This is a genomic window from Novosphingopyxis sp. (assembly GCF_965218915.1).
In the GTDB taxonomy this organism is placed as follows: Bacteria; Pseudomonadota; Alphaproteobacteria; order Sphingomonadales; family Sphingomonadaceae; genus Novosphingopyxis.
Map to the genome: position 1 here is coordinate 1,836,086 of NZ_OZ244708.1, position 23,628 is coordinate 1,859,713.

21 protein-coding genes are annotated in these 23,628 nt (G+C 64.8%); 12 read left to right on the forward strand and 9 right to left on the reverse strand.

Going from position 1 to position 23,628, the window contains the following annotated elements:
* The first annotated feature begins 251 nt into the window (after window positions 1–251).
* The gene (locus tag ACOQPC_RS08440; RefSeq protein ID WP_420605304.1) at window positions 252–743 is read left to right on the forward strand and encodes an Hsp20 family protein; all 492 of its coding nucleotides are present in this window, start codon (window positions 252–254) and stop codon (window positions 741–743) included.
* Between the two features lie 236 nt (window positions 744–979).
* Here the strand turns inward: ACOQPC_RS08440 and ACOQPC_RS08445 are convergent, their stop codons facing one another.
* From ACOQPC_RS08445 to tpiA, 3 genes are all read right to left on the reverse strand, one after another.
* Window positions 980–2,614, reverse strand: a complete 1,635-nt coding sequence (locus tag ACOQPC_RS08445) for a CTP synthase (RefSeq protein ID WP_420605305.1) — start codon at window positions 2,612–2,614, stop codon at window positions 980–982.
* 71 nt (window positions 2,615–2,685) lie between these two features.
* On the reverse strand, window positions 2,686–3,096 hold the full coding sequence (gene secG, locus ACOQPC_RS08450; RefSeq protein WP_420605306.1) for a preprotein translocase subunit SecG: 411 nt from the start codon (window positions 3,094–3,096) through the stop codon (window positions 2,686–2,688).
* A 233-nt stretch (window positions 3,097–3,329) separates the two neighbouring features.
* On the reverse strand, window positions 3,330–4,079 hold the full coding sequence (gene tpiA, locus ACOQPC_RS08455; protein ID WP_420605307.1) for a triose-phosphate isomerase: 750 nt from the start codon (window positions 4,077–4,079) through the stop codon (window positions 3,330–3,332).
* A gap of 153 nt (window positions 4,080–4,232) precedes the next feature.
* Here tpiA and ACOQPC_RS08460 point away from each other — a divergent pair, with 153 nt between their 5' ends.
* The 3 genes from ACOQPC_RS08460 to ACOQPC_RS08470 are packed head-to-tail and all read left to right on the forward strand — an operon-like array spanning window position 4,233 to window position 8,498.
* Entirely contained in the window at window positions 4,233–6,170 is a 1,938-nt protein-coding gene (locus ACOQPC_RS08460) for a SurA N-terminal domain-containing protein (RefSeq protein ID WP_420605308.1), read from the forward strand.
* Between the two features lie 13 nt (window positions 6,171–6,183).
* Window positions 6,184–7,722, forward strand: a complete 1,539-nt coding sequence (gene trpE / locus ACOQPC_RS08465) for an anthranilate synthase component I (protein ID WP_420608103.1) — start codon at window positions 6,184–6,186, stop codon at window positions 7,720–7,722.
* 11 nt (window positions 7,723–7,733) lie between these two features.
* Window positions 7,734–8,498: a phosphodiester glycosidase family protein gene (locus ACOQPC_RS08470; protein WP_420605309.1), complete on the forward strand. Its 765-nt coding sequence runs from the start codon at window positions 7,734–7,736 to the stop codon at window positions 8,496–8,498.
* Window positions 8,499–8,502: 4 nt separating this feature from the next.
* Here the strand turns inward: ACOQPC_RS08470 and ACOQPC_RS08475 are convergent, their stop codons facing one another.
* A complete protein-coding gene (locus ACOQPC_RS08475) occupies window positions 8,503–8,802 on the reverse strand; it encodes a polyhydroxyalkanoic acid system family protein (RefSeq protein WP_420605310.1) in 300 nt (99 codons plus the stop codon).
* Between the two features lie 80 nt (window positions 8,803–8,882).
* On the opposite strand from ACOQPC_RS08475, the gene ACOQPC_RS08480 reads away from it, so the two are divergent.
* The 6 genes from ACOQPC_RS08480 to lexA are packed head-to-tail and all read left to right on the forward strand — an operon-like array spanning window position 8,883 to window position 13,699.
* Window positions 8,883–9,476, forward strand: a complete 594-nt coding sequence (locus ACOQPC_RS08480) for an anthranilate synthase component II (RefSeq protein ID WP_420605311.1) — start codon at window positions 8,883–8,885, stop codon at window positions 9,474–9,476.
* A 44-nt stretch (window positions 9,477–9,520) separates the two neighbouring features.
* Window positions 9,521–10,510, forward strand: a complete 990-nt coding sequence (gene trpD, locus ACOQPC_RS08485; RefSeq protein ID WP_420605312.1) for an anthranilate phosphoribosyltransferase — start codon at window positions 9,521–9,523, stop codon at window positions 10,508–10,510.
* The gene (gene trpC / locus ACOQPC_RS08490) at window positions 10,507–11,301 is read left to right on the forward strand and encodes an indole-3-glycerol phosphate synthase TrpC (protein ID WP_420605313.1); all 795 of its coding nucleotides are present in this window, start codon (window positions 10,507–10,509) and stop codon (window positions 11,299–11,301) included. Before trpD ends, trpC begins: the two co-directional genes overlap by 4 nt.
* Window positions 11,294–11,764 (forward strand): cyclic pyranopterin monophosphate synthase MoaC, encoded by a 471-nt coding sequence (moaC, locus tag ACOQPC_RS08495; protein WP_420605314.1) that lies wholly within the window; start codon window positions 11,294–11,296, stop codon window positions 11,762–11,764. Before trpC ends, moaC begins: the two co-directional genes overlap by 8 nt.
* Window positions 11,764–12,954 (forward strand): gephyrin-like molybdotransferase Glp, encoded by a 1,191-nt coding sequence (gene glp, locus ACOQPC_RS08500; protein ID WP_420605315.1) that lies wholly within the window; start codon window positions 11,764–11,766, stop codon window positions 12,952–12,954. Before moaC ends, glp begins: the two co-directional genes overlap by 1 nt.
* Window positions 12,955–13,012: 58 nt before the next feature.
* Window positions 13,013–13,699, forward strand: coding sequence for a transcriptional repressor LexA (gene lexA, locus ACOQPC_RS08505; protein ID WP_420605316.1), 687 nt, complete (start codon window positions 13,013–13,015; stop codon window positions 13,697–13,699).
* 2 nt (window positions 13,700–13,701) lie between these two features.
* Here lexA and ACOQPC_RS08510 read toward each other — a convergent pair whose 3' ends face one another.
* Window positions 13,702–15,891: a ComEC/Rec2 family competence protein gene (locus tag ACOQPC_RS08510; RefSeq protein WP_420605317.1), complete on the reverse strand. Its 2,190-nt coding sequence runs from the start codon at window positions 15,889–15,891 to the stop codon at window positions 13,702–13,704.
* A 270-nt stretch (window positions 15,892–16,161) separates the two neighbouring features.
* Here ACOQPC_RS08510 and ACOQPC_RS08515 point away from each other — a divergent pair, with 270 nt between their 5' ends.
* A complete protein-coding gene (locus ACOQPC_RS08515; RefSeq protein WP_420605318.1) occupies window positions 16,162–17,445 on the forward strand; it encodes a citrate synthase in 1,284 nt (427 codons plus the stop codon).
* 31 nt (window positions 17,446–17,476) lie between these two features.
* Here ACOQPC_RS08515 and ACOQPC_RS08520 read toward each other — a convergent pair whose 3' ends face one another.
* From ACOQPC_RS08520 to ACOQPC_RS08535, 4 genes are read right to left on the reverse strand one after another with little or no spacing between them, the layout of a single operon-like run.
* Window positions 17,477–18,817: a sensor histidine kinase gene (locus ACOQPC_RS08520; protein ID WP_420605319.1), complete on the reverse strand. Its 1,341-nt coding sequence runs from the start codon at window positions 18,815–18,817 to the stop codon at window positions 17,477–17,479.
* A complete protein-coding gene (locus tag ACOQPC_RS08525) occupies window positions 18,810–19,742 on the reverse strand; it encodes a hypothetical protein (RefSeq protein WP_420605320.1) in 933 nt (310 codons plus the stop codon). The genes ACOQPC_RS08520 and ACOQPC_RS08525 overlap by 8 nt, the downstream gene beginning before the upstream one ends.
* A 46-nt stretch (window positions 19,743–19,788) precedes the next feature.
* Window positions 19,789–20,934: a hypothetical protein gene (locus ACOQPC_RS08530; protein WP_420605321.1), complete on the reverse strand. Its 1,146-nt coding sequence runs from the start codon at window positions 20,932–20,934 to the stop codon at window positions 19,789–19,791.
* A gap of 57 nt (window positions 20,935–20,991) precedes the next feature.
* The gene (locus ACOQPC_RS08535; RefSeq protein ID WP_420605322.1) at window positions 20,992–21,297 is read right to left on the reverse strand and encodes an Hpt domain-containing protein; all 306 of its coding nucleotides are present in this window, start codon (window positions 21,295–21,297) and stop codon (window positions 20,992–20,994) included.
* A gap of 88 nt (window positions 21,298–21,385) precedes the next feature.
* On the opposite strand from ACOQPC_RS08535, the gene ACOQPC_RS08540 reads away from it, so the two are divergent.
* On the forward strand, window positions 21,386–23,626 hold the full coding sequence (locus ACOQPC_RS08540; RefSeq protein WP_420605323.1) for a hypothetical protein: 2,241 nt from the start codon (window positions 21,386–21,388) through the stop codon (window positions 23,624–23,626).
* The last annotated feature ends 2 nt before the right edge of the window (window positions 23,627–23,628 follow it).

The window sequence follows — 23,628 nt, forward strand, 5'->3', positions numbered from 1 at the left end:
CGGCACCAGGGCGCGACCAAAAACAGGACGAACCATCGTCACGCGGAGACCCGGGCCATTGGCCCGGGTCTTTGTGATTCAGGCCATGGCCCCCCGTAAAACCGGGTTCATGGCATTTGCGCCCCTTGAATACGCTATCGAAACGACCATCTTCTTCATGCGAGCCGCCAATCGGGGCTCGCGACAGGCAACGACCGGAGCGCGGGATTCCCCCGGCTCCATTTTCTGAATTGCTCAATGGAGAATGAAGAATGAACCGCAATGATTTCACCCCTTACCGCCGCACCACCGTCGGTTTCGACCGGCTGTTCGACATGCTCGAAAATGCCGGGCGTTCGGCGCAGAGCGACAATTACCCGCCGTTCAATATCGAACGTATTTCGGACGACCGCTACAGCATCACCATCGCCGTGGCCGGCTTCGCGCCGAACGAAATCGATATTACCGCCCAGCAGAACCAGCTGATCTTGCGCGGCGCGAAGGACGATGGCGATGAAAGCCGCGATTTCCTCCACATGGGCATCGCCAACCGCAATTTCGAACGCCGCTTCCAGCTCGCCGACCATATCCGCGTGGAGAATGCCGATCTGGAAAACGGGCTGTTGACGGTCGAGCTGCTGCGCGAGATTCCCGAGGCGCTGAAGCCGCGCAAGATCGCGATCAACGGCGTGACGGCGACGACGATCGAGGACGAACCGGCCGACGACGATCGGTCCGAACAAAGCCACGTCCGCGCGGCTTGAGCACCCGTCAGGAACGATAGCCAATATGGGGCGGCCGAGCGATCGGCCGCTTTTTTTATTCCCGAAAAGAACTATGTCGCTCCTGCGAAGGCAGGAGCCTATCCCGGCTTCCGTCATCGACCGATGCGAGTCGATCTGGACAGCACGTCAATCGCGGCGGTTTCCGAACGATGACGGTCGCAACTCGCACGGTCGCGGGAGCGACGATTGGGTTTTTGAACACGCAATGCCCATGATCAAACCAGCCGGCTCTGCTTCACCGCCGCCGCGATGAAGCTGGCGAACAGCGGATGCGGATCGAACGGCTTGGACTTCAGTTCGGGATGGAACTGCACGCCGATGAACCAGGGATGGTCGCGCCGCTCGATAATCTCGGGCAGCGCGCCGTCGGGCGACATGCCGGAGAAGACGAGCCCGCCCTGCTCCAGCGCGGGGACGTAATGCGTGTTCACCTCATAACGGTGGCGGTGGCGTTCGTAGATGGTCGTGGCGTCATAGATCGACGACACATGGCTGTTGCCGTCGAGCTTCGCCTCATACGCGCCGAGCCGCATCGTGCCGCCCAGATCGCCGCCCTTGCTGCGCTGTTGCAGTCCCTCCTCGCTCATCCATTCGGTGATGAGGCCGACCACCGGCTCGCTGGTGTCGCCGAACTCGGTGGTCGATGCGCCGGTCTTGCCGGCGAGGTTCCGCGCACCTTCGATGCAGGCCATCTGCATGCCCAGGCAGATGCCGAAGAACGGCACCTTGCTCTCGCGCGCGAAACGGATCGCGCCGATCTTGCCCTCGCTGCCGCGCTCGCCGAAGCCGCCGGGCACGAGGATGCCGTGCATCGGTTCCAGCCTGGCGGCGAGATCGTCCGAATCCTCCTCGAACAGCTCGGCATCGAGCCATTTCATGTGGACGCGCACCCGGTTGGCCATGCCGCCATGAACCAGCGCCTCGTGCAACGACTTGTAGGCATCGGGCAGGCCGACATATTTGCCGATCACGCCGATGGTGACCTCGCCCTCCGGATTTTCGTAGCGATCGAGAATATCGTACCAGCGCGATAGGTCTGGCTCGGCCGCATCGTCGATGCCGAAAGCACGCAGCACCTCGTCGTCCAACCCCTCGGCATGATAGTTCAGCGGCACCGAATAGATGCTTTTGGCGTCGAGCGCCGGAATCACCGCCTCTTTGCGGACGTTGCAGAACTGCGCGATCTTGCGTCGTTCGCCGTCCGGCAGCGGCCGCTCGCAGCGGCACAGCAGCAGATCGGGCTGGATACCGAGGCCGGCCAGTTCGCGCACGCTGTGCTGGGTCGGCTTGGTCTTCAGTTCGCCCGCCGCGGCGATGAACGGCACCAGCGTGACGTGGATCGCGACCGACTGGTCCGGCTCCAGCTCGTTCCTGAGCTGGCGGATCGCCTCGATGAACGGCAGCGATTCGATATCGCCGACGGTGCCGCCGATCTCGCACAGCACGAAATCGAGGCCGTCGGTATCGGCGAGCGCGAATTCCTTGATCGCGTCGGTGACGTGCGGGACGACCTGGACGGTCGCGCCGAGATAATCGCCGCGCCGCTCCCTGGCGATGATGTCGCGATAGACCCGGCCCGAAGTGACGTTGTCGCTCTGATGTGCCGAGACGCCGGTGAACCGCTCGTAATGCCCCAGGTCGAGATCGGTCTCGGCGCCGTCGTCGGTGACGTAGACCTCGCCATGCTGATAGGGGCTCATCGTCCCCGGATCGACGTTCAGATAGGGATCGAACTTGCGAATGCGGACGGTGTAGCCGCGTGCCTGGAGCAGGGCGGCGAGCGACGCCGCCATGAGACCTTTGCCGAGCGAGGAGACCACGCCGCCGGTGATGAAAATATACCGCGCCATGGGAGGAGAGCCTTAGGGACCGTGGCGCGGTTCTGTCCAGCGCTGGATCGGCTTATCCCCGGATTATTCGTCTATCGGTCGAGCGGAACCGCATCGCCCGCCGGCTCATCCTGTCCGGGAGCCAGATCGGTGGCACCGGGAGGTGCGTTGGCGGGAACCGGGTCGCCCGGCACCGTTCCGACCGGCAGTTCGCCCGCGCCGTCCGGAACGGGGGCGCGGCGCTGGAAGCTGCTGTCGATCTCGGTCGGCGCGCTCTGCTCGGCGGCAACCACGGCGAGCGCGATCGACAGCGACACGAACAGGATCGCCAGCACGGTGGTGCCGCGCGTCAGGAAATTGGCCGCGCCGCGCGCCGACATCAGGCCGGACGGGCTGCCGCCCATGCCGAGGCCCCCGCCCTCGCTCTGCTGCATCAGGATGATGCCGACGAGCGCCGCGCCGACGATGGCCTGCACCACGATGAGGAAATGGAAGAGCGTCATGGAATTTTCTGATCCGTTGGAAGGCCAGCGCACATAGCGAGGCGAAGGAGGTTTCGCAAGCCGGGCGGGTCGCAATGCCGCCGCGCGTAGCTTGGCTCGCCGTTACTAACGTTCGCCCCGAGCCTGTCGGAGCCTGTCCTGAGCTTCGCCGAAGGGGGCCGTCCTGTTTTTCCTCCACCGGCGAAAGAAGAGCAGTCCTTCGACAAGCTCAGGAAGAACGGAATTTGAGGTTGTCAGGCCTTTGCCGCCGCTTCGATGATCGGCACGAACTTTTCCGCGCTCAAACTCGCGCCGCCGACCAGGCCGCCGTCGACATCGGGAATGGCGAGCAGCTGCGCCGCATTGCCGCCGTTCATCGAGCCGCCGTAAAGAATGCGTATCGCGTCCGCCTCTTTGCCGATCAATTCGCGCAGTTTCGTCCGAATGGCGCCATGCATTTCGGCAACGTCGTCCATGCCGGGCACTTTGCCCGTGCCAATCGCCCAGATCGGTTCATAGGCGATGGTGAGCCAGTCCGCCGCCGCTCCGCCCGGCATTGAGGCGGCGATCTGCGCGGTGACGCGCGCCACCGCTTGGCCCGCGTCGTGCTCGACCTCGCTTTCGCCGCAGCACAGGATGACCGACAGGCCGGCATCGCGCGCGGCTTCTGCCTTCGCCTTTATATCGGCATCGCTCTCCTGCTGGTCCTGCCGCCGTTCGCTATGCCCGACGATGGTCAGCATCGCGCCGATTTCGGCGAGCATAGCGGCCGATATACAGCCGGTGTGCGGGCCGTTTCTTTCCTGGTGACAGTCCTGCGCGCCGATCATCAGCGACGGTGCCGCGTTGATCGCGCGCGCGATCAGGGTAGCGGGCAGGCACAGCGCGACATCGACGTCGTCCAGCGCGGCAGCAGAGGCGGCGATCGACGCGATTTCCGAAAGGCTCCCGCCGAGTCCGTGCATCTTCCAGTTTCCCGTGACGAATTTGCGCCGTCCACTCATCGATTATCCCCTGTTGACCAGTTCGAGCACGCCGTAACAATTGAAGCGCCGCTGCGCCAGTCGCCCCCGCTTGCCGTGCGCGCCGACCCCGCCTAAGGACGCGAGGCCGATCTACAATCGAACCCTGTCCACCATCGCAAAAGCGCATCACCCATGATCACTTTCATTCGCAAATTGTTCGAGAGCAAACTCGGCGCCATATTGGCGATCGCCTTTGTAGCCGTGATCGGTCTCGCCTTCGCGCTATCAGATGTGTCCGGCAGCCTCTCGCCATCGGGCGTCGGCGGGGGCACCGCGGCGAAGGTCGGATCGCACGACATCACCGAAGCCGAGCTCAGCGATGCGATGGACACCGCTTTCCGCCAGGTCCAGCGCGACAATCCCGGACTCACCATGGCCGCGTTCGTCGAGCAGGGTGGGCTTGACGATGTGTTCGCGAGCCTCATCGACCGCGTGACCGTCGGCGCTTATGCGGAAAAGCACGGGATGGCGGTGAGCAAGGCGATGGTCGACGCCGAGATTCGAGACGTGCCGGCCTTCAAGGGGCTTGACGGCGCGTTCAGCCGGGAAGCGTTCCAGACGGCGCTGCGCCAGAACGATGTCACCGAAGAGCAGTTTCGCGAGGACGTGCGCCGCAGCCTCTATCTAGAACAGTTGCTGAGCGTCGCGGGCACCGGCACCAAGGCCGCCGACAATATGGCGCTGCCCTATGCCTCGCTGATTCTCGAGGAGCGCAAGGGTCAGCTCGGTATCGTTCCGTCCGAGGCGTTTGTGCCCAAGCGGGCGCCGACCGACAAGGAATTGGCGGCCTTCTATCAAAGCAATCGGGCCGGCTTCACCGTACCCGAGCGGCGCGCGATCCGCTACGCCGTGTTCGGACGCGACAGCATGGCCGGCAAGGTTCAGGTCAGCGACGCCGAGGTCGCCAAATATTATCGCGACAACCAGGCCGATTATGCCGCCAGCGAGGAGCGCACGATCAGCCAGGTCATCGTTCCCACCGAAGCTGCCGCCAAGGCGGTGGCGCAGCGCGCGGCCAAGGGTGAAAGCCTGTCCGCGATCGCAGGCGACATCGGCGTGGCCGTTTCGACGGCGGAAAATGTGACGCGGACAGGCTATGCCTCGCAAACCTCCGATGCGGTGGCGCAGGCGGCGTTCGGCGCGGCCATCGGTTCGGTCGCCGCGCCCGCCCGCGGTGATCTAGGCTGGTATGTCGCGCGCGCCGATAGCGGCCGTTCGATCGCGGCCAAGCCGCTCGCCGCCGTCAGCGGCGACATCCGCAAGACGCTGACGGCCGAGCGCGCGCAGGAAGCGGTCGACGAACTCACCGGAGAAATCGAGGACCGCCTGGCCGATGGCGCCACCCTCGCCGAAATCGCCAGGACCGTCGGCGCCCAGGTCAAGACCACGCCGGCGTTATTCCAGCAGGGCGGCTCTCCCGATGCGCCGCAGTTCCAGTTGCCCGGGGAACTGGCCCCGATCCGCGAAGCCGCGTTTCAGATGGAGGCCGATGGCGAGCCGCAGCTGATCCAGCTCGGCGAAGACCAGCGTTTCGCGGTGGTCGGCATCGCCAAGGTCGAAGCCGCGGCGCCGCCGCCGCTCGCCAAGATCCGGGCGCAGGCGGTGACTGCCTGGAAGCGCTCCGAGGCCGCCAAGGCGGCGCGCGCATTGGCGGCCAAGGTGCGCGATAGTGTCAACAAAAGCACGACGCTGAAACAGGCCCTGATCGCCAACAACGCGCCGCTGAAACAGGTGCAGGATATCTCGGGCACCCGGCAGCAGCTGACGCAGAATCAGGGTCAGGTCCCGCCGCCGCTGCAGTTGCTGTTCTCGATGGCGCAAGGCAGCACGAAATTGCTGCCAGCCCCGCAAAATCAGGGGTTTTTCGTCGTCCATCTCGACAAGCTCGTCCGGCACAGCGCCAAGGACAACAAGCCTCTGTTGTCCGCGACGAGCCAGCAATTGTCGCAAGCCCTGTCGCAGGAATTCTCGGCCGGTTTCATCGCCGCGATGCGCGAAAATCTGGGCGTGAAGCGCAACCAGGCGGTGATCGACAGGCTCCGGGCACGGTTGACCGGCTTGGGCAATTGATGCCTTGACGGAGATCGCAAGCGCCGCGCAGCCCGCAGAGCGTTCTACTCATGGCGAAGCGGTGGCACGCGCAGCCTTGGCCGAGGGACGACCCGCTTTGCTCTGGCGTCGCCATATCGCCGATACTGAAACGCCGGTGTCCGCAACGCTCAAACTATGCGAACCCGGCCGAGGCGATTTTCTGCTCGAATCGGTCGAGGGCGGCAAGGTGCGCGGGCGGCACAGCCTGATCGGGATCAATCCCGACCTGATCATCCGCGCGCGTGGACGCGACGTCAAGATCAACCGGCAATGGCAGCGCGACCGCAGCGATTTCGTGGCGCTGGACGGCGATCCGCTGGGGCAGCTGCGCGCGCTGGTCGCCGAATGCGCGATGGATGTGCCCGAAGAGCTGCCGCGCGCCCTCTCCTGCCTGGTCGGCTATTTCGGTTACGAGACCGTGGGCTTGGTCGAAAAACTCCCGCGCCCGCCTGAAAATCCGCTCGACCTGCCCGATCTCCTGTTCGTGCGGCCAAGCCTGATCGCGATTTTCGACCGGCTGAGCGACGAAATGTTTCTGATCGCGCCGGTATGGCCCTCTGCGGACGAAGCGTCTGATAAGATCCTCGAGCGCGCGGCGATCGCGCTCGACGAAGGCGAGCGCAAGCTTTCGGCACCGATGTCACAGGCAGCCTTCCGCTACGGCACGATCCCGGAGCCCGCATTCGAACCGCAACTGGCGCCGGGCGATTATACCGACATGGTCGGCGCGGCGAAGGATTATATCGAGGCCGGCGATATTTTTCAGGTGGTGCTGGCGCAGCGTTTCACCGCGCCCTTCCCGCTGCCGCCGTTCGATCTCTACCGCGCGCTCAGGAGGGTGAACCCCTCGCCGTTCCTCTATTATCTCGATCTGCCCGACTTCGCTCTGATCGGCTCTTCGCCCGAAATCCTGGTGCGCGTGCGCGACGGCGAGGTCACGATCCGGCCCATCGCAGGAACGAGACCGCGTGGGAAAAATGCCGCCGAGGATCAGGCGAACAAGGCCAGCCTGCTCGCCGACGGCAAGGAACTGGCCGAGCATCTGATGCTGCTCGATCTGGGTCGCAACGATGTCGGGCGCGTCGCAGCCAAGGGCTCGGTCAACGTTACCGACAGCCATTCCGTCGAATTCTACAGCCATGTGATGCACATCGTCTCCAATGTCACGGGGGCGCTGGCGGCGGACAAGGACGCGCTCGACGCGCTGTTCGCGGGCTTTCCTGCGGGCACGGTTTCGGGCGCGCCCAAGGTGCGCGCGTGCGAGATCATCGCCGAGCTGGAGCCCGAAACGCGCGGCGCCTATGCCGGGGGCGTCGGCTATTTCTCGCCGGACGGTTCGATGGACAGCTGCATCGTCCTGCGCACCGCCGTCGTGAAAGACGGCCTGATGCACGTGCAGGCCGGCGCAGGCATCGTCGCCGACAGCGACCCGGCCTATGAGCAGCGCGAGTGCGAGGCCAAGGCCGGCGCTTTGCTCGCTGCCGCCCGGGAAGCGGTGCGCGTGGCGAGCGAATCCGGTTTCGGCCAGTGAAGAGGCTGCTATTGCTGGCGGCAGCGCTGCTGAGTGCATGCGGCGGCGGGGAAACCGAGAAGGCGGCGGATGCCCCGTCGGTGGAACTGGCCCGCCCGATCTGCGACAATGAAAGCTTCGAGGGCGACGACTTTACGGTGTGCACCGCCGATCCGAAGCGCGACCGGATTGCGCTGTTCGATGCCGATGCCGATAGCGTGCCCTATCGCAGCTTTCCCGAGATGGAGCGGGCCTTGGCCTCTCGCGCCAAGACGCTGCGCTTCGCCATGAATGCGGGGATGTTCGACGAAAGCGGGCTGCCGATCGGCTATTATGTGCAGGGCGGCGAGCGGCTGCAAAAGCTCAACCGCGCCAAGGGTCCGGGCAATTTCCATCTGCTGCCCAATGGCGTGTTCTTCGGCAGCGAAGGCCAATGGCGCATCCTCACCACCGACGGCTTTGCCGAGCAGATCAGCAAGCGCCCCGATTTCGCAACGCAATCGGGGCCGATGCTGCTGATCGACGGACAGCTCCATCCCAAAATCGCGGACAACGGCGAATCGCTGCACGTCCGGAATGGCGTGGGCATCGATGGTAGCGGCCGGGCGCGCTTCGTGATCAGCAATGGACCGGTTTCCTTCGGCCGCCTCGCCCGGCTGTTCCGCGACAAGCTGGGCTGCCGCAACGCGCTCTATCTCGACGGATCGGTATCGGGCCTATGGTATCCCGAAGCGGGCCGCATGGACCGCGGTGCGCCGCTCGGCCCGATGGTCGGCGTGTTTGCGGACGAGCGCTGAGCGGCTATTTCAGCAGTTTGGGACCGGACCGTTCGAGCTTTTCGCGGATCTTGTTCGCGAACATGGCGAGGAACGGCGGCAGATTGAGTTCGACCGCCACCTTGTCTTCCAGAACGTCGCACACCGCCGCCACCGTCTGGCCCATCGCCTTTAGCGTGAAATGCAGCCGGTCGCCGTCCCAATGATGCTCGGTGACATTGCCGCCCGGGATCATCTCGCCCAGCTTGCCGATGCCGCCCTCGAGCCGCTGCTTCGCCGCGGCCTTGCCGAGCTGATGGGGAATATTCGCGCGTACCGGTTCCATGGCGGACAACATAAGCGGCCCAGGCGCGCGGCGCCAGCCTTTCGCTTGGCGGGAACGTGAGCGCGGGCTAGAGCGCGCCCATGATCCTGGTCGTCGACAATTACGACAGCTTCACCTTCAACCTGGTCCATTATCTGATGGAGCTGGGCGCCAAGGTGCGCGTCGAGCGCAACGATGCGATCACGGTGGCCGAGGCAATGGCGAGTGGGGCCGAGGCGTTCCTGATCTCGCCCGGCCCGAAAATGCCGGATCACGCGGGCATATCGCTTGGTCTGGTGGCCGCCTGCGCAGAGGCGAAGCGTCCGTTGCTCGGCGTGTGCCTCGGCCATCAGGCGATCGGCCAACATTTCGGCGGGCAGGTGGTGCGCGGCGGGCTGATGCACGGCAAGACGTCGGCGGTGGAGCATGACGGCAGCGGCGTGTTGGCCGGCCTTCCCTCCCCGTTCACCGCGACGCGCTATCATTCGCTGATCGTGCCCGAGGACGGCCTGCCGGATGCGCTGATCGTGAATGCGCGCGGGCCGGACGGCACCGTCATGGGATTTCGCCACCGCGCGCTGCCGATCCACGGCGTGCAATTTCATCCCGAAAGCGTCGCGACCGAACATGGCCATGCCCTGCTGGCCAATTTCATGACGGTGGCAGGCATGGCGCCTTCGATGCTGGCCCAATAGCGCGCTGGATATTCGCGGTGCGCTGTGCTTTGCCGTTACGGCCGATGACCCATCTCCCCGACCCATCCAGGCCATTGTCGCAGGACGAAGCCGCCATCGCCTTCGCCTCGATCCTCGATGGCGAGCAGGGCGAGGCCGCGGTCAGCGCCTTTCTGATCGGTCTGGCGGTGCGCGGCGAGACCGCCGACGAGATCGCCGGCGCGGCGCGCGAGATGCGCGCGCGGATGACGCCGATGGTCGCGCCTTTGGCAGCGATCGACGTATGCGGCACCGGCGGCGACGGCACCGACAGCCTCAACATCTCGACCGCGGTGTCGATCGTGGTCGCCGCTTGCGACGTGCCGGTGGCCAAGCACGGCAGCCGCGCCGCGACGAGCCGCACCGGCGCCGCGGACACGCTGGAGGAACTCGGCGTCAACCTGTCGATAACGCCGGATAAGGCGCAGGCGTCGCTGGAAGAGCTCGGCCTCGCCTTCTTTTTCGCGCCCAACCATCATCCCGCACTGGCCGCGCTGGCACCGATCCGCAAACGCATCGGGCGGCGTACGATCTTCAATATGCTGGGCCCCCTCGCCAACCCCGCGCGCATCCGCCGCCATCTGATCGGCGTCGCCAATCCCATGCTTGCCGCGACCTATGCCGATGCCGCTTCTCGGCTGGGCTATGAGTATGCCATGATCGTATCGGGCGACGAAGGTCTGGACGAGCTGTCGATATCGGGCACCAGCACGATCTACCATGTGCGCGGCGGCGAGGTCAGCCGAAGCTCGGTCCATCCCGAAAAAGCCGGGCTTCCGACGCACAAGCTCGAGGCGTTGAAGGGCGGCGACGCGCAGGACAATGCCGCGGCGCTGCGCCGCCTGCTGCAGGGCAATCGCGGCGCCTATCGCGATTCGGTGCTGCTCAACAGCGCGGCCGCGCTGATGGTCGCGGGAGAAGTCGATAGCTGGACCGATGGTGTCGAGGAGGCGGCCGAGGCGATCGACAAGGGGCTCGCCAATGCGCTGCTCGACTGCTGGATCGCCCGCCAATGAACGACAGACTCGCCCAGATTCTCGCCAACAAGCGCGAGGAGGTTGCCGCGCGCAAGACCGTGCGGATCGCCCGCGAACTGGCGCTGATCGCCCGAGAAACGCCGCCGCCTCGTGGGTTTGCCAAGGCGCTCGATGCCGCCGCCGCCGCCGAAACAGGCTTCGCGCTGATCGCGGAGGTGAAGAAAGCGTCGCCATCGAAAGGCGTGATCCGCGAGGATTTTCATCCGGGCAGCGCGGCGCAGGCCTATGAAGCGGGCGGCGCGGCCTGCCTTTCGGTGTTGACCGACGAGCGTTATTTCCAGGGCCATGACGATTATCTGCGCGTGGCGCGCGACGCGGTGGCGCTGCCGGCGCTGCGCAAGGATTTCACGATCGATCCGTGGCAGGTGGCCGAAGCGCGCGCGATCGGCGCCGACGCGGTGCTGCTGATCCTCGCCGCGGTGGACGACGACATGGCCGAGCGGATCGAGGCCGAGGCGCTGGATTTCGGGCTCGACCTCGTCCTCGAGGTGCATGACGAGGCGGAGCTTGAGCGCGCGCTCAAGCTCCGATCGCCGCTGATCGGGATCAACAACCGCAATCTGAAGACGTTCGAGACCGATCTGGGGGCCAGCGAACGGCTCGCCGCCATGGTGCCCGAAGGCCGCGTGGTGATCGCCGAGAGCGGCATCGCCAGCCATGCCGATATCGAGCGGCTGGCAAAGCACGGCATCCGGCGCTTCCTCGTCGGCGAATCGCTGATGCGGCAGGACGATATCGAGGATGCGACGCGGGTATTGCTCCATGGCTGAGCTCACCCACCTCGATGCGGCGGGAAACGCGCGCATGGTCGATGTGTCGGACAAGGCCGTAACCGTGCGCGAGGCGGTGGCCGAGGGGCGTATCGTGATGAGCACCGAGGCACTGGCGGCTGTACGCGGCGGCACCGCGGCCAAGGGCGACGTGCTCGCCGTGGCGCGGATCGCGGGAATCATGGCGGCCAAGCGCACCTCCGAAATCATTCCGCTGTGCCATCCGCTTCAGCTGAGCGCCTGCACTGTAGATTTTGCTATTCTGGCGGATGGCATTCTTGCCAGCGCTACGGTGCGCATCGACGGCAAGACGGGCGTGGAGATGGAAGCGCTCACCGCCGTCAGCGCGGCGCTGCTGACGATCTACGACATGGTCAAGGCCATCGACAAGGGCATGACGATCGAGGGCGTACGCCTGCTCGCCAAATCGGGGGGCCGGTCGGGCGACTGGCGCGCCGCCTGATGCTGGCGGTCGACGACGCCCAGCAAAGAATATTGGCGTTGGCCGAGCCGCTGGGCGCGGAGACGCTGCCCGTGGCCGAAGCGGCGGGCCGCTATCTGGCCGAGCCGATCGCCGCGCGCCGCAACCAGCCCCCCGCCGACAACAGCGCCATGGACGGCTTCGCCATCCGCTATGACGATCTGCCCGGGCCGTGGCGCATCGTCGGCGAATCGCGCGCAGGCCATCCGTTCGCGGGCACCGTCGGCCAAGGCGAAGCGGCGGCGATCTCGACCGGCGCGCTGGTGCCGGAGGGCGCCGATGTCATCCTCGTGCGCGAAGATGGTGTGCGCGATGGCGAGCATCTGGCGCTGAGCGGAGAAGGCCCCGGCGAACGCGGCCGTCATATCCGGCGCGCGGGCAGCGATTTTCGTGAGGGCATGGTTCTTCTGAAAGCGGGTCGCGCGCTGACGCCTGGCGCGCTGGCATTGGCCATCAGCGCAGGCGTGGGCAGCGTTTCGGTCGGGCGCAGACCCCGACTCGCGATCCTCTCCACCGGCAGCGAGCTCGCCGCGCCCGGCAGCAATGTCGCCGCGCACCGGATTTATGACAGCAACGGCCCGATGCTGACGGCGATGGCGGCGGGGCTTTGCGCCGACATCCGCCATGTTCACGCGGTGGAGGATGACGAAGCCGCCGTCCGCGCCGCCATATGCGGCGCATCCGATGCCGATGTGCTGCTGACCGTCGGCGGCGCGTCGGTCGGCGATCATGATCATGTAAAGGCAGCGCTCACGGCCGAAGGTGCCGACATCGATTTCTGGAAGGTCGCGATGAAACCCGGCAAGCCCCTGATCGCGGGCAGGCTCGGCACGCAGGCCTTGCTAGGTCTGCCCGGCAATCCGGGTTCGGCCTTTGTCACCGCGACGGTCTTCCTGCTTCCGCTGCTTCGTCATCTGGCGGGCGCGGGCGCACCAATGCCCCCGATGGGTCAAGCGCGCTTGCTCGCCGATCTTCCCGTGGGCGGCACGCGCACCGAATATTGGCGCGCGGCGCTTTCGGCGGAGGGCTTGCAGCCGCTCACCGGCCAGTCGAGCGGGCTCGTCTCCTCGCTCGCCGCCGCCGACACGTTGATCCCGCGCGCGGCAGGCGCAAATGCCGTGAAGGCGGGTGACCTGGTGCGCTACATTGCGCTAAATCAGGGAAGCGCTTGACGATCTCCAAATAGTTGCCTAAACGTTCCGCATATGTTCGGCCACGGGAGAATGATCCATGCTTACCGCCAAACAGCATGAACTGCTGACTTTCATTCATCAGCGTCTGGAAAAGGGCGGTATTTCGCCCTCGTTCGAGGAAATGAAGGACGCCTTGGAGCTCAAGAGCAAGTCGGGCGTGCACCGCCTGATCAGCGCGCTCGAGGAACGGGGTTTCATTCGCCGCCTGCCCAACCGGGCACGCGCGCTCGAAGTGCTGAAAATTCCCGAAAAGGGCAATGCCGCGCCGATCCAGCTCAGCGGCGCATCGCCGATGGCGCGGTCGAACCGTCCCGTAGGCGCGATGCCCGTGGCCGCGAACGACGTGGTCTCGGTCCCGCTGCACGGGCGGATCGCCGCCGGTGTGCCGATCGAGGCGATGGAAGGTCAAAACTCGCTCTCGGTGCCGATGGCGCTACTCGGCACGGGCGAACATTATGCGCTTGAAGTATCGGGCGATTCGATGATCGACGCGGGCATTTTCGACGGCGATTATGCGTTGATCCAGCGCGCCCGGACCGCGCGCGACGGCGATATCGTGGTGGCGCTCGTCCATAACGAGGACGCGACGCTTAAATATCTGCATCATGAAAACGGTCGCATCCGGCTCGATCCGGCGAACAGCAGTTATACGCCGCAATATTACCGCGAGGATGAGGTCGAAATTCAGGGCAAGCTGGCCGGACTCTTGCGCCGCTATCACTGAGCCTATGGCGCGCGGGCCTTAGCCCGGTTGCTTCGGGCCGATTTGGTCTTGATCCGTCTGGCCTCCGGGCCACGCTCCAGCGTCGACCAGGGCAGATAACCGGTGCGCTCGGCGACCGTGCGGGTTTTTGCTTCGGACAGATCGATCGACAAGCCGCCGCTACGTTCCAGACTGCGGCGGTCGACCTTCAGCCAGCGCGGGCGGCATGAATAGGGCAGCCAGCGGTCGCTGATCATGATGTCGGTCCGGCGGCAAAATGCGGCAAGCTCCATCGACGGCACGAGATAGCCGCTGCGCGTCGCCCCGATGGTCCAGATGCGGCCGCCCCGTTTGAGCTGCACCACGCAGATATCGCTCGAGCAGCGAGCATTTTTCGCTTCGGCGATGGCTGACGCCTCCCCTGCCGCGCCGGCATTCTCACCAAGCAGTTCGCGAACATAATCGCCCGCAGTGCCGCGCAGCAGGGCGATCCCACTATGCCCATCGGCAAAGGCGATGTGGCGGCCGTCACCGGTGACCAGTAGATCGGGCATCGGCGTTGCCGCCGCCATCGATCCGCCCAGCGCCAGCGGCAGCAGCCCCAGATATCGGACGCGCGTCTTGAGCAGACACAGCATCAACCCGCCGCCGATCGCCAGACCGAAAGCGCTCGGTGCCATCGACGGCAATGTCGCGACCGAGCCGGGCTGGCTCGCCGTGACATGGGCGATGGTAAGCAGCAGTGCCAAAGCCCGCTCGCAAAGGAACCAGACCGGGCCTCCCAGCCCAACTGTATCGAGCAGCAGCGCCAGCGCCTCGAGCGGCATGATCACGAAAGTCGTCAGCGGAATCGCGAAAATATTGGCGATCGGGCCGTAAAGCCCGGCCTTGTGGAAATGATACATGGCGATCGGCATCAGCACGATTTCGACGACCAGCCCGGTGAGGAAAAGGCCCGCAACGAACCGCCACGTCCGCGAGAGCCAGCTCCTGTCCTTGCGCGAAACGAAGGCCTTTACCATAGGCAGCTCGTGAAGCGCGACGATTGCGATCACGGCGGCGAAGCTGAGCTGGAAGCTCGGTCCTGTCAGCGATTGCGGCCAGATAATCAGAACCAGCAACGCGCCTGCCGCAATCAGGCGAAGGCTGATGGCCTGCCTGCCCAACGCCATCGCGACCAGCACCAACAGCGTCGCGACGCAGGCGCGGATGGTGGGCACTTGTGCTCCGGTGAGAAGCGTATAACCCAGAGCCGCCACCGCCGCCGCCGCCGCCGCGACCACCGGCACCGGCACGCGCAGCGCCAGCGGGCCGATCAATGCGAGCAGCCGGCTCACGAGCAGATAGATCGCGCCGACTACCGCGGTGACGTGCAGGCCGCTGATCGAGAGCAGGTGCGCCATGCCGCTACGACGCATAGCCTCGGCGTCGTCCTCGTCGATCGCACCCTTGTCTCCGGTCGCCAGCGTCGCGCCAAGCGCACCGGGCGCGCCGCTCATGCGCGATCGCACATGATCGGAAAGATCGCCGCGCCAGCGATGGAGGCGGCCTTGCGCGGGTCCTTGTCGCAGCAGCTCGAATGCGCCCAAGGTCGATCCGGTCGCGCCGAGGCCATCGAACCACGCGCGCGCGGCGAAATCATAGCCGCCCGGCACGGCGGGACCGGCCGGCGGCATCAGCCGTGCCTTGGTACGGATGAAAGCATTCTCGCGTACCGTTTCGCTGCGCGCGGAGGCCGGCACGTTGAGCCGGATCGTCTCGGGCAAAGCGTCGGAGCCGATCGGATGGACGGTCCATCGAATCATCTTTCGCGCAGGAATACGCTCGACTTCCAAAATGCGTCCGGTCACGCTGCCGAAATAGGGTCTGGCCAGAGTTTCGGGTGCCGCTGCCCCGGCGCGCCATGCGATATCCGCCGCTCCCAGCGCCAGGCACATCCCGGCGATCGCAACCGCGGCCCCGATCCTGCTGGCATAATCCAGTCCATAACCAAGGCACAGCGCGGACAGCGTAAGCAACAGCAGCGGCGGCAGGACGGCGTTTCCAAAGGCGAACCAGAGCGCGATGCCCGCCCCGAAGACAACCACTGTCCATAGCGGCAATTGCTCGCGTTCGGCCTCGAGCAATTGCTCCGCGCGTGCGGCGATCCGCCGGAATGCGCCTAAGGGCCGCTCGCCTCCCGTTGAGGTACCATTATGCACAGCGGTCGCCATATCGCTCTCATATCATAATTTCATCGCGGCGGGCAGAGCGTCCCACCCGATTGGATTGTGCACTGCAACGCTCTTGACCTAAAGCGCTTCAATCCTCATTTCCTGTTCATGCGAAACGCCTTTGAGGCGGGCAGCGGCACTCGATCGAAGACGGCATCTTCCGCGCCTTCAGGCGCCGCCGACGCGTAGTAACGAATGCGAGCCGCAGCCCGAACTTGTGTCTGACCTCCAGGCGCGGCGGCCCGCCACGAACATTCTACGGAGAACCACATGACCGACGTCGCCAAACTCGAGCTGAAGGGCGAAACCCATGAATTCCCCGTGCTGCATGGCAGCGAGGGCCCGGATGTGTTCGATATTCGCAAGCTCTACGGCAAGACGGACATGTTCACCTTCGATCCCGGTTTCAAATCGACCGCGAGCTGCGAATCCGGGCTGACCTTCATCGACGGGCAGGATGGCGTGCTGCTGCACCGCGGTTATCCGATCGGCCAGCTCGCCGAGCATTCCAGCTTCATGGAGGTCTGCTACCTCCTGTTGAACGGCGAGCTTCCGGGCCGCGAAGAGCTCGACAAGTTCAGCTGGACGATCACCCGCCACACCATGCTGCACGAACAGCTGCGCCAGCTGTTTTCCGGTTTTCGCCGCGATGCCCACCCGATGGCGGTAATGTGCGGCGTGGTCGGCGCGCTCAGCGCCTTCTACCATGACAGTACCGACATTCACGATCCGAAGCACCGCATGATCTCGAGCCACCGGCTGATCGCGAAAATGCCGACGATCGCAGCCTGGGCATATAAATATTCGCTCGGCCAGCCTTTCGTCTATCCCGACAACAGCCTGTCCTATACCGGCAATTTCCTGCGCATGACCTTCGGCGTGCCCGCCGAACCCTATGAGGTCGATCCCGTCATCGAACAGGCGATGGACCGCATTTTCATCCTCCATGCCGATCACGAGCAGAATGCGTCGACCTCGACCGTCCGGCTCGCCGGATCGTCGGGTGCCAATCCCTTCGCTTGCATCGCGGCGGGCATCGCTTGCCTGTGGGGTCCGGCGCATGGCGGGGCGAACGAGGCGGCGCTCAACATGCTCCACGAGATCGGCACCCCCGATCGCATCCCGGAATATATCGAGCGCGCCAAGGACAAGGACGATCCGTTCCGCCTGATGGGCTTCGGCCACCGGGTCTACAAGAATTACGATCCGCGCGCGACGGTGATGCAGGAAACCGTGCGCGAGGTTTTCAAGGCGATGAACGTCAAGGATCCGGTGTTCGACGTCGCGCTGAAGCTTGAGGAAATGGCGCTGAACGACGACTATTTCAAAGAGAAGAAGCTGTTCCCGAATGTCGATTTCTATTCGGGCATCATCCTCTCGGCGATCGGGTTTCCCACCAGCATGTTCACGGCCCTTTTTGCGCTCGCCCGCACGGTCGGCTGGGTTGCGCAATGGAACGAGATGATTTCCGATCCCGGCCAGACCATCGGGCGCCCGCGCCAGCTCTACACCGGGCCCAAGCAGCGCGATTACGTCAAGCTCGGCGATCGCTAAGATCAACCTTCAAAGACGCGATGCTCCCGGTTTAGGCCGGGGGCAGACTCAGGACGAAGCGCGCGCCCTTTTCGGCGTCCTCGATCGCCAGCTCGCCGCCCATCGCACGGGCCAGGCGGCGTGATATATAGAGACCGAGCCCGCTGCCGCCATCCGCCGCGCGTCCCAGCCTTTCGAATTGTTCGAAAACTCGCTCGCGGTCCTGCGGCTCGATACCCCTGCCCTCGTCCTCGACGATGATTGCGGGGCGGCCATCCTGCGCGATGTCGGCCGTTACGGTAACGGCCGTTCCGTCGGGCGAGTAGCGCACGGCGTTGCCGATCACATTGACAAGGATCTGCAGGATGCGGCGATATTCACCGGTAGCCGACAGGCTTTCAGCCCCTCCTGGAGCGCGCAGACTGATATTGTGATCGGCTGCTCGCACGGCGAGCAGGCCCGCAGCGCGGCGGGCGAGTTCGCAGCAATCTACCCGCTCCAGTTCGGTTATGACACCGGGTCGTTCGATGGTTTCGAGATCGCCGAAATCCTCTACCAGTTCCTTCAAATGGTTCGCTGCCGATGCGATATCGCGTGCATAGCCTGCATAATTCTCACGAATTGCCCCGCGCAAGCGACCGTGAATGGTTTCGGCATTAGCGACGATGCGGCTCAGCGGCTGTTTCAGGTTGGCAGACATCAACTGCGCCGGGAATGGCGCCGATGTCTCGCCCGGTTTCATCGGTTCGGCCGGCAGACATTCGATCCGGCAGATATAGCCCGCGAAGTCGCCCTGCCCAGACAATAGGGGATGCCCGGAAAGCAGCACTGCGCCGTCGCCGATATGCGCCGCCTGATTCTTGAACGCCTGGCGCTCCGCTACCGCCTCGATCACGGTGAAGCGCCCGGCGGCATCCGGTGTCAGCTTAAGCCATTCGGTGAGGCCGATGCCGATTTCGGGCTCATCTGGCGCGGTGACGGCATCATCGGCGGTGTAGGAGATAATCCGAAGAGAGGAATCCACCTGAACCTGGGCGCCCTTTCCGTCATCGTGCAAGCCCAAGGTAAAATGCTGCGATTTCATATCCTCATCCTGCCGGTCGCGCTCCGACCAAGCGATGATATGAAAGGAGATGGCGTCGCGGTGCGGCTCGGTTTCGATCAGAAGACGATAATCCTTGTTCGCATCGGTCACCTCGACGGTGCGGGCCAGCTTCATTCCTAGTCGCTGCGACAAACGACATAGCGCGAGCAATTCCGGCAGAGCGATAACACCGTCGGCCTTTCCACCAGCGTGCAGCTGAAGGCGGCGCAGCGGCGGATCGGCCGAAAGCAGCTCGCCGCCGAAGCCGCATAGGCCGCAAATCGGTTCGCTCAATGCAAGACTACGCATCGCCCGATCCTTTGGGTATCGCCCGGCGCTTCGGCAAAAGACGGCGCGCCGCGTCTTTTGCAATCTCGTCATAATAAGACATTTCCGGCGGCGGTTCACTGCGCTGAAATAGAGCCAGCAGCGCCATCGCTTCATCGCGATCGAAATCGGCGGCGCGAAGCATGATTGCCAGACGAGGTCCGCCCTCAGTCATGATCCGGACGATCGCGTACCAGTCGCAATCGAGCTCGGCCGCAAGCGAACCGGCGAAAAGATCGAGGCCCACTCGTCGCGGTTGCCGCAGCTGACCGAACGCTCCTTCGCCAGCCAGTTGAACCGCAAGTTTCGTGGCAATGTGCGGAAGGCCTTTGGCTTCGTCATGCGCAGTGAGCAAATCGCGCGGCTCATTGCGGCGATTGCCGCCCTCCACGCCGAGCGAATGCAGCGCTGCATCGACCTGCTGCACGGCGAGCCGGAATAGCGGCGCAGCCAGATCCAAGCGGCCCGACAGGCGATAGGCAGAGGGACGACTGCGCGCGGACAGCAAATCGAGCGCGCTTTGGCCGACCAACGTTTCGTCATCGGCGGCGAAGCCTGCGAGCCAGGCGTTGGACTGACGCAGGTCGTGGGCTGTAATGCGCTGCGAAACGCGCAAAAATGCTGCATGAGCCATGAGAAACCAAAGCATGTGAGGATCATCGAGCAGACGATTTCGCTCGACGATAGGCCAGCTCAGGCCGCGGTCCTCTCCCATCAGCTCGGCTTCGATCTGACCGACCAGAGTGAACAGGATCGCGCGCGCGGATGCCACTGAGGCGTCGTCGAGTGCAATCTGCGAACGCGGAAACAGGCGCGCGGACAGATCGGCGAGCAGCGCAGGTTGCTCGCGTTCTATCCGCTCCGCTGCCCGCAACAGGCTGGTCGGTCGCTGTCGGCCGTTCGCCAAATCGTTCCGCCTTGGTGATTCCAGCGCCCGGTCTACGAAATTTGCGTTAATTTGGCTTTAAGTCTGTTCGCTTCCGGCGTGCGATCGCCAATCGTTCGGCAGCAAGCGTGGTGAGGCAGAAGAGGCTGGTGATGCCGATAGCCTTGGCACCGAACGGAAAACTGGCGATGAGCAGAAACAGCGCGGTCACCGGAAGCAAAGGCACGATCATATTCCACGGTCGCGCTGGTGCCCGGATCGCGCACAGGCCGGCGGACAGGACCAATATCGCGCATTCGACAAGCGCAATGTCCGCACGCCGGGAAAGCAACATCGTGCCAGCGGCCAATAGTGCGAAAGTTGCAATGCTGCGCCAGTCCGGCGCATCGCCATCGTGCCGGTCCGGGTGGAGCTTCGCCAGCGCGCGCTCGGCCATGAGGGCGGTCACTGCGACGGCGGATGCTCCCGCTATCGAACCGAAGAAACCGGCCATCGCAACCATTGTCGCCCCGACGATCGGGACGAAGGACAAGGGAGCACGCAGTTGCGGACGACGGCGCACCAGCGCCAGCAACGCGCCCGCGATCGGTCGCGTCAGCAGGCGGTCGAGCCAGTGACCCGACGCGCCGGCACCCAGTGCCGTCGTTTCGATCCGCCGTGCTGTTTCGCCCGTGTCGATGCGTATCGGCGCGGGCAGGTCGCGCTCCTCGTCTACATCGATGCGGCGTGCGCCATCCTGCGTTAGTTGGCGCAGCAAGGTCGAGGCGATATCCCAGCTTTCCGGCAGATCCGCGCCCGCCGAGACACCGCGGCGACCGAACATCGCCGCGCCCGCCCAAAAATGGTCGCGATCGAGCCGTTCCCACCCGCGCCCCTTGGTGACGAGCACCGCCTTGTCATATTGCTGGAGCCGATCAAATATTTCCGGCGTGATCCAGGCATCTCCTGCAACCAGCATCAATCTTGCCTCGGCGGGCAGCAGCGCGTCCAGTTCGGCCAACGAGCGATGGTAGGACGCGCCGAAACTGCGCGCCTTGATCTGGTCGACGATGCGCGCTGCATCGGTTGCCGGGATGTCTCCGGTGAGCAGGAAACGTCGTATGCCGCTGCGCTCCAGCCCAGTGACCAGATGATTGACCGGCGATTGACCGAAGATCGCGGTGGGCACGCCGGTTTGGTCCGCGGTCACAGACAGGATAGCGAATTTTTCCAAATGGGCCTCCGCGCTTCGCTCTAAGGCGGGAGGTGCTGGCTGGCAATGCGCTGCGGATCAATCGCCGGACTTTGGATCGTCCAGCGCCCCGGTCAGTTCGCGCAGGATGACCGGATCGCCCGGCGCTCCCTCGGCCGCATCCTCGGCCAAATGCTGGATCTCGCTCGCGCCGAAGCTGGCGGCGATTCCCTTGAGACGCAGCGCGGCGTAAAGCCAGTTGGCATCGCACCGGGCGCGCGACAGCAGGTCGATCTGGCGCCGCGCGCTCTCTTCGAACGCCCGCCGCAGTTCAATGACGAGCGCCTCGTCATTGCCCGCAACCTGCGCCAAAGCCGCGTCCAGAGCTCCATGATCGTAAGACATGGAAGTGGCTTATATGCGAACAGCCTTAACTTTGCGTTTCGCTTCGCCCGGGCTATGGTTGACACCGGTCCATAGCGGGGTTCGGGACATGCAGATCGGCGCGAGCGAAGAGATATTCGAGGAGCAGGCAGCCGAAGGCGTTGCCGTGCCCGAGCAGGACCCTTTCGAATCGGACGAGAAGTGGGCGGAGGAGCCTCGGCCGGCACATGATTCAGCGCTGCTCCCTGCCGCGCTCGTCCTGCTCGCGCTCGCCTGGACCGGCTTCTTCCTGTTCGCGCACCGGAGCGAACTGGCCGCGCTTCCCGCGCCCGAGCGAATAAGCGAAATGCTCGTCTCCTGGAGCGTTCCGGTGTTGCTCATCGCTATGGTCTGGCTGCTGGTGCTGCGCACCAGCCATCGCGAAGCGCGGCGATTCGCCGACGTGTCGCTCGCCATGCACAAATCGGGCGACGCGCTCGACCTGCGCATACAATCGATCAACAACGAGATCAGCCTGGCGCGCGAGTTTCTTTCCGAGCAAGCGCGCGAGCTCGATATGCTTGGGCGCACCCGCGCGCGCGATATTCGCGAAGCGGCGGAGGCGATCCAGGTGGCTTTCGGCGAAAGCGCAAGGCAGGCCGAGGCACTCGATGAAGTCAGCCGCTCGGCGGGCGGCAATCTCGAACGGCTGCGCAACCATTTACCGGTGGTCACCAGCACGGCCAAGGATGTCACCAACCAGATCGCCGCCGCCGGTTCGGGCGCCCAGCAGCAGGCCGAAGAACTCACTCGCCGCGCGGCAGAGGTCGAAGAAGCGAGTGCGCGACTGGGTGAGGCGATCGACATGCTGGCGCAGCGTTCGGACGAAACGGCACGTTCGATCGACGAGCATGGCGCGGCGAGCGAGGCGCGGCTAGAAAATTTCCTTGCCAAGGCGAGTGACACCAGCGGGCAATTGTCACACAGTCTGCAAGCTGCAGTTGCCGATATGCTGGCGAGTCTGGACGATAGCGCCGAACGCCAGCGCCGTCTCGCGCTTGAATCGGCTAGCACGTTGCGTAACCAGCTCGAAAAGCTGGACAATGCGATGAGCGACATCGGCGATCGCGGCGGCGAACAGGGCGAGCGGATCAGTCGCCTTGCGCGCGAAATCGACGAAAGCGCGGAAAAAGCTCGGCTCAGGATCGAGGAACTCGACGGGACCGGCAGCGAAGCGACCGCGCGGATCGCCTTTGCTGTCTCCGCAGCGCTGGAAAACAGCGAGGCTCTGGCGGCCGGCCTGGACCGCAACGGCGGGGCGGTGGGCGCGCTCGGTGAGCGGCTGGCTGAGCTGCGTGGGCTGCTTGGCGAAATCGAGCAACTCAGCGAGGACGGGCTGCATCCAAGCGTCGAACGCCTGGCCGGCCGCATCGAGCAGAGCATCGGCCTCAGCGAGCGGCTCGCCAGCGGCATCGGCAAGATCGATGCCGACAGCGCCGAAGTTCACCAGCGCAGCGCCGCCTTCGGAGAAATGCTCGATCGGCAGCGAGCGTTGATCGACGAACTGATCGCACAAAGCGCCCCCGCCTTCGCCGAGCGCCGTGAAAATGGCGTCGAGCTGGAGCGTGCGTTGATGGAAGCGCGCGGCGCCCTGCTGCGATTGGCCGAAGATGTAGAGGCCAGGCTCGGGGCAAGCGTGGCACAGGTTCGCGACCGTTCGATCGAAGCGGCGGACCATGCCCGCGGCGCGCTCGACGGCGTGGTCGAGCAATCGGCCGCTAAGCTGCGCGAGCGCACCAGCGAGATGCTGGGCGCGGCCGTCGCCGAACAGATGGAAGGCGGCGCCAGCCAATGGGATGCGCTCGTTTCAGGCGCGCTCGTCCGTTCGGACGAGACCACGGCGCTGCTCGAAACGCGGCTCGCGAAACTGGACCAGATGACGGACAATCTCGAGGTCCGGCTGGAACGCGCGCACGAGCAGTTCGAGGGGGTCGACGACGACGCTTTTGCGCGGCGCATGCTGCTGCTCACCGAATCGCTCAACTCCACCTCGATCGACGTCGCCAAACTGCTGTCCAACGAAGTCACCGACACCGCCTGGGCGGCCTATCTGAAGGGCGACCGCGGCGTCTTTACCCGGCGGGCGGTCCGGCTGCTCGATGCCGGCGAGGTCCGCGTGATCGCCCAGCATTACGAGGAGGACGCGGAGTTCCGCGCCCAGGTCAACCGTTACATCCACGACTTCGAGAGCATCATGCGCAATCTCATGAGCACGCGCGACGGCAATGCCATCGGCGTCACCCTGCTGTCATCCGACGTCGGCAAGCTGTATGTCGCGCTGGCTCAGGCGATCGAGCGCCTAAGAACCTGACC